A 5,302-nucleotide genomic window follows, 5' to 3' on the forward strand; every position below is an offset into this window, starting at 1 on the left:
GGTCGACGGCGGCGGCAGTGCCCGGCGCACGGCCGCGCTCAGGCTCGGCGCACCCGCATCGAGCTCAGCGGCCAGCCTGGGCACCGTCGCGCGTACCCCGGCGGTGTCGGACAGTCCCGAGTACACGCCGCCCAACAGCGGGTCGACGCTGCGCCGCACCACCTGCTCACCGAACCGCGATCCGACGAGTTCGGCGACGGAAACGTCGCCGCCGCGCTGCCACTCGAGCGGCACACTCGGCTCCGCGGCGATCCGGGCGAGCGTGGCGGCGTCGACGAGACCGGTCAGGGCCTCCGCGTCGGCGGGAATGCCCATCAGGGTGCCGGACGGCATCGGATGCAACTCGGCGCCCGCATAGATCAGCGATCGGGCACCCGACGGATGCACGATCTGATCGGTCAGTCCCAGGTCCGCGAGCAGCGCGGGCATCTCCGGGTACCGGCCGATGAACGCCTCGGCACCCACGTCGACGGGTCCACCGCCGATCGGGACAGTGCGCAGTTTGCCGCCCATCCGATCGGACTGTTCCACGATCACGATGCGGGCGTCGGCCCCGAGGCTCGTCCGAAGCCGGTAGGCCGCGACGAGCCCACTGAGGCCACCGCCGACGACCGCAACTGTCGGCGCGGTCACAGCGAGTGCACCAACTCGACGACCCGGGTCAGCACTGCCGGATCGGTGTCCGGCAGCACCCCGTGACCCAGGTTGAAAATGTGTCCGGTGGCACCGGAGGCGCACGCGCGATCCGCTTCGGCCGCGATCCGGCGCACCTCGCGTTCGACGACATTCCATTCGGCGAACAGGATCGCCGGGTCCAGGTTGCCTTGCAGTCCCTTACCCGCGCCGACGCGCCCCGCCGCGACATCGAGCGGGATCCGCCAGTCGACGCCCACGATGTCCGCACCGGCCTCGCCCATCGCGCCGAGCAGTTCGCCGGTGCCGACCCCGAAGTGGATGCGCGGCACACCGGCCGTCTCGATCTCGGCGAGCACACGCTGCGAATGTGGCAGTACGTATTCGCGGTAGTCGGCGAGTGAGAGCGCTCCGGCCCACGAATCGAACAATTGGATCGCGTCGACTCCGGCGCGCAACTGGGCCTGCAGGAATGCGATCGTGATGTCCGCCAGTCGGCCGAGCAGCGCGTGCCAGGTCGTGGGGTCGGACTGCATGAGCGCTTTGGTGCGCTCGTGGTTGCGGCTCGGTCCGCCCTCGATGAGGTAGGACGCCAGGGTGAACGGCGCTCCGGCGAACCCGATCAGCGGGGTGTCACCGAGTTCGCGGACGAGCAGTCCCACCGCGCGCGCGACGGCACCGACCTCCCCGTCTTCGAGTGTGGGCAGAGCGGCCACGTCCGCGGCGGACCGGATCGGGTTCGTCACGACCGGACCGGTGCCTGCAACGATGTCGAGGTCGATGCCCGCGGCCTTGAGTGGGACGACGATGTCCGAGAACAGGATGGCGGCGTCGACCTGGTGCCGCCGAACGGGCTGCAGGGTGATTTCGCAGACCAGTTCCGGATCGAAGCAGGATTCGAGCATTCCGATTCCGGCACGGATTTCCCGGTACTCGGGCAGTGACCTGCCGGCCTGGCGCATGAACCACACCGGCCGGTGAGCCGGTCGCCGTCCGGTCGCGGCCGCCAGGAACGGCGCGGTGGGCAGGTGCCTGCGGTACGGGTATTGCGCCCCGCTGGTCGTCGCCGAATTCGTGTCTTCCAGATCGCTCATGTGCCCCAACGCTCGTCGCCCGGTTCGTCGTGTCCTACCCCGGTCATGCTGCCAGATGCAGCAGCGCCGCCGCCCATGCGCATGCCTCGCCTGTACCGTCGGCCACAGACTCGGCGACGAACCGGACTCGGGGGGCGGAACCGGCGCGCCTCCCGCGCCGAGGACAGGGGCCCGTCTACCGTCCGCGGTGTGACCAAGTCCGGATCCACCGCCGAGCCGGAACCGTTCCGGCGTGCCGTCGAGTCGATGAGTGCAGCGTCGGTCCATCCGCAGATCGAGATCGGGCCGATCCGCCCACCGCAGCGCCTGGCCCCGTACAGCTACGCGATCGGCGCCGAGGTCCGGGATGCGGACACCGATGTCGTCGCGGAACAGTCCGAAGGGGATGCCTTCGGCCGGTTGATTCTTCTGTACGACCCCGACGGGGACGACGCCTGGAATGGGACGACACGCCTGGTCGCGTACATCCAGGCCGACTTGGAGGCGGACCTCGCGGCCGATCCGCTGCTCCCCGAGGTGGCGTGGAGTTGGCTCGTCGATGCGCTCGACGCCCACGGCGAGCCGGTCACCGCGTTGGGGGGCACCGTCACCGCGACCAGTTCGGTCCGCTACGGCGATATCGTCGGTCCCCCCCGTGCGCATCAGCTCGAGTTACGCGCGTCCTGGACGGCGTCGACCACCGTGATCGCCCCGCACGTCGAGGCGTTCTGCGAAGTGCTCGCCGCGGCCGCGGGACTTCCTCCTGCCGGTGTCACCGCACTGGGTCGCTGACCCGCACCCGATCCACCTGAGACTCGCTCGGCGTGCTTCGCATCCAGGAACGCGGCGATGCCGCGGACCACCCGGCCACTGCGGATGGAATGGAAGACGTCGAACGCGTGCTGTGCTCCGCGCAACTCGGCATAGCCGACCGCAGCCTCGGACACGGCCCGCAGTCGCCGCACGAAGTCGCGGGCCTCCGCGACCGGGATGAGGGAGTCGTTGGTTCCGTGGATCACCAGAAACGGCGGGGCGTCGGCCCGAAGTTTCGCATACGGCGACGCGGCCAGGTACGCCTCCGGGAACCGCGCGTCCTTGCCGAGGATCATTCCGCTGAGGGCCGATTCGACGCGCTGGCGAACCGCCTTGATGCCCGACTCCCCGGCAAAGTCGTAGGCGCCGTAGAGCGGCACGCATGCTTGAACGGTAGTGTCCGCGTCCTCGAATCCGGGCTGCAACGCGGGGTCGTTCGCGGTGAGCGCGACCATCGCGGCGAGGTGACCGCCGGCGGAGCCACCGGTGACGGCGATGAAATCGGGGTCACCGCCGTATCGGTGCGCCTCGGTACGGATCCAGGCGACCGCCCGCTTGAGCGCGACCAGATGTTCCGGCCATACGGCCTTCGGGGACAGCGGGTAGTTCACCGACACGCACACCCACCCGCGTGACGCCATCTCGGCCATCAGCGGCTGCCCCTGCTGGTCCTTGTTCCCGATGACCCAGCCGCCACCGTGGATCTGCAGGAGGATCGGTGCGCCGGCACGGGTGTCGCGGTGCCGGTACACGTCGAGCAGGTAGCGAGTGCCGCCGGACGCGTAGGCGAGGTTGCGGACCCGCTCGATGCCGCGTCGACGGAAGGCGAACGGTCGTGCCGTCGATGCCCAGTCGATCGGGGTTCCCGTAGCCGGATCGGTGATGCCGATCTCGGCAAGTGCTGCATCCATCTCGGCTCCCGCCCGGCTGCCTGCCACCATGTTCGCGGTGAGGCCGGCGGCGGAGACGGCGGCGAACGCGAGTCCGAGTCGGTCGGTCCGGGTCCATACGCGGCGGCGGGCGAGGTGCACGCCGGTGTCGATCACCGTCGCGGCGAGTTGTTGTGGGGCGAGTTCGGACGTCAGCCAGCCGGCGAGAAATGCGGGAACGGACGTCGGCATGCCCGGCACCGGCCGAAGGGCGTTTGCCGTGGACACAACGTTGAGGAGCTGCCTGACCAGGAAGGACTTGGACATGTGACGCCTTTCACTCGAGTCTGACGGGACGCGAAACCGCCTTTCGCCACCCCAAAATCTAGAACACGTTCTAATCTGGTGGACATGGAGAGACTCAGCGGTCTGGATTCGACCTTCCTCTATCTGGAAACACCCACGCAGATGCTGCACGTGTGCGGACTACTCGTCCTGGACACTTCGACGGTTCCCGGAGGCTACAGCTTCCAGAATCTCAAGGCCGAACTGAACGCCCGAATTCGCGGCATGCCGGGCTTCCGGCGCAAGCTGTTCGATTCCGCGTTCAATCTCGACCATCCGGCCTGGGTCGAGGACTCCGATTTCGACATCGACCGGCACCTGCACCGGATCGCCGTGCCCGCCCCGGGGACCCGCGTCGAACTCGAGGAACTGTGCGCGAATCTCGCCGGTCAGCAGATGGATCGCACCATCCCGCTGTGGGAGATGTGGGTCATCGAGGGGCTCGAGGACGGTTCCGTCGCGGTGATGTCGAAGATGCACCACGCGAACGTCGACGGTGTGACGGGTGCAGGGATGATGGCACAGTTGTGCAGCCTCGTTCCGGACGCCCCACGTCCCGAGCCCGACCCCGACCAGCGTGAGGCCGGTCGCGGCAGCGCACTCGACCTCGCCCTCGGCGGTCTCGTGGGATTCGTATCGCGACCTCTCGATCTGGTGAAGGCACTGCCCGGAGCGGCCGTCATCCTGCCCCGGTGGATCCGCCGAGCACGCCGCGGCGAGGCGATGCCCGCACCGTTCACGGCGCCGCGCACCTCCCTCAACGGCACCATCACCGGTCACCGCACCTTGGCCTGGTCACAACTCGACCTGGACAAGGTCAAACTCGTCAAGAACGCATTCGGCGTGAAAGTCAACGACGTGGTCATGGCCCTGGTCGCCGGTGCGATGCGCAGCTATCTCAAGAACCGCGACGAACTACCCGACACCCCGCTGGTCGCGATCGTCCCGGTGTCCGTCCACGACATCTCCGACCGGCCTGGCACGAATCAGGTCTCGGGCATGTTCACCCAACTCGGCACCCACATCACTGATCCGGTCGAGCGACTCGAGCAGTCCAACAAACACAACACACTCGCCAAGTCGCACAACGCCTCCCTCGGCGCGACGCTGCTGCAGGACTGGTCACAGTTCGCGGCGCCGAGCCTGTTCGGTACCGCGATGCGGGCGTACGGCTCGCTGAATCTGGCGGACCGTCACCCCGTGGTGACCAATCTGATCGTCTCGAACGTGCCCGGCCCGCCGATGCCGCTGTACTTCCTCGGCGCCCGCATCACCGCCCTGTACCCGCTCGGGCCGATCTTCCACGGCAACGGCCTGAACATCACCGTGACGTCGCTGGACGGGCAGCTCAACGTGGGATTGGTCTCCTGCCGGGAACTCGCCCCCTGCCTGTGGGATCTCGCCGACTCGTTCGCGCCCGCACTCGACGAACTCGTCAAGGCCGCACGCGCGACGTCACCGACACAACCGCAGGCAGCAGCCCGGACGTGAACTCGTCGACCTCGAGGACGCAGGCGGCGTGACCCGCCTGCACCTCGTAGGTCGACGCGCCTGCGATCCGGCGCGCCA

At 68.5% G+C, this 5,302-nt stretch carries 4 protein-coding genes and 1 pseudogene; 2 read left to right on the forward strand and 3 right to left on the reverse strand.

Going from position 1 to position 5,302, the window contains the following annotated elements; genetic code table 11:
• A partial coding sequence (locus tag WAX14_RS10550; RefSeq protein ID WP_422628030.1) for an FAD-dependent oxidoreductase occupies nt 1-633 on the reverse strand: 633 nt, incomplete at its 3' end.
• Nucleotides 630-1,727 carry a uroporphyrinogen decarboxylase gene (hemE, locus tag WAX14_RS10555; RefSeq protein ID WP_422628031.1) on the reverse strand — a complete coding sequence of 366 codons (1,098 nt, stop codon included), beginning with the start codon at nt 1,725-1,727 and terminating at the stop codon, nt 630-632. The genes WAX14_RS10550 and hemE, both read right to left, overlap by 4 nt.
• Nucleotides 1,728-1,916: 189 nt before the next feature.
• On the opposite strand from hemE, the gene WAX14_RS10560 reads away from it, so the two are divergent.
• Nucleotides 1,917-2,498, forward strand: a complete 582-nt coding sequence (locus tag WAX14_RS10560; protein ID WP_422628032.1) for a DUF3000 domain-containing protein — start codon at nt 1,917-1,919, stop codon at nt 2,496-2,498.
• 56 nt (nt 2,499-2,554) lie between these two features.
• Here WAX14_RS10560 and WAX14_RS10565 read toward each other — a convergent pair.
• Nucleotides 2,555-3,715: pseudogene (locus tag WAX14_RS10565) on the reverse strand (alpha/beta hydrolase fold domain-containing protein); the annotation flags it as partial.
• 84 nt (nt 3,716-3,799) lie between these two features.
• Between WAX14_RS10565 and WAX14_RS10570 the strand changes: the two are divergent.
• Nucleotides 3,800-5,224 carry a WS/DGAT/MGAT family O-acyltransferase gene (locus WAX14_RS10570; protein WP_422628033.1) on the forward strand — a complete coding sequence of 475 codons (1,425 nt, stop codon included), beginning with the start codon at nt 3,800-3,802 and terminating at the stop codon, nt 5,222-5,224.
• The last annotated feature ends 78 nt before the right edge of the window (nt 5,225-5,302 follow it).

This window comes from Rhodococcus sp. (in: high G+C Gram-positive bacteria) (assembly GCF_049299235.1).
GTDB lineage: Bacteria > Actinomycetota > Actinomycetes > Mycobacteriales > Mycobacteriaceae > Rhodococcus.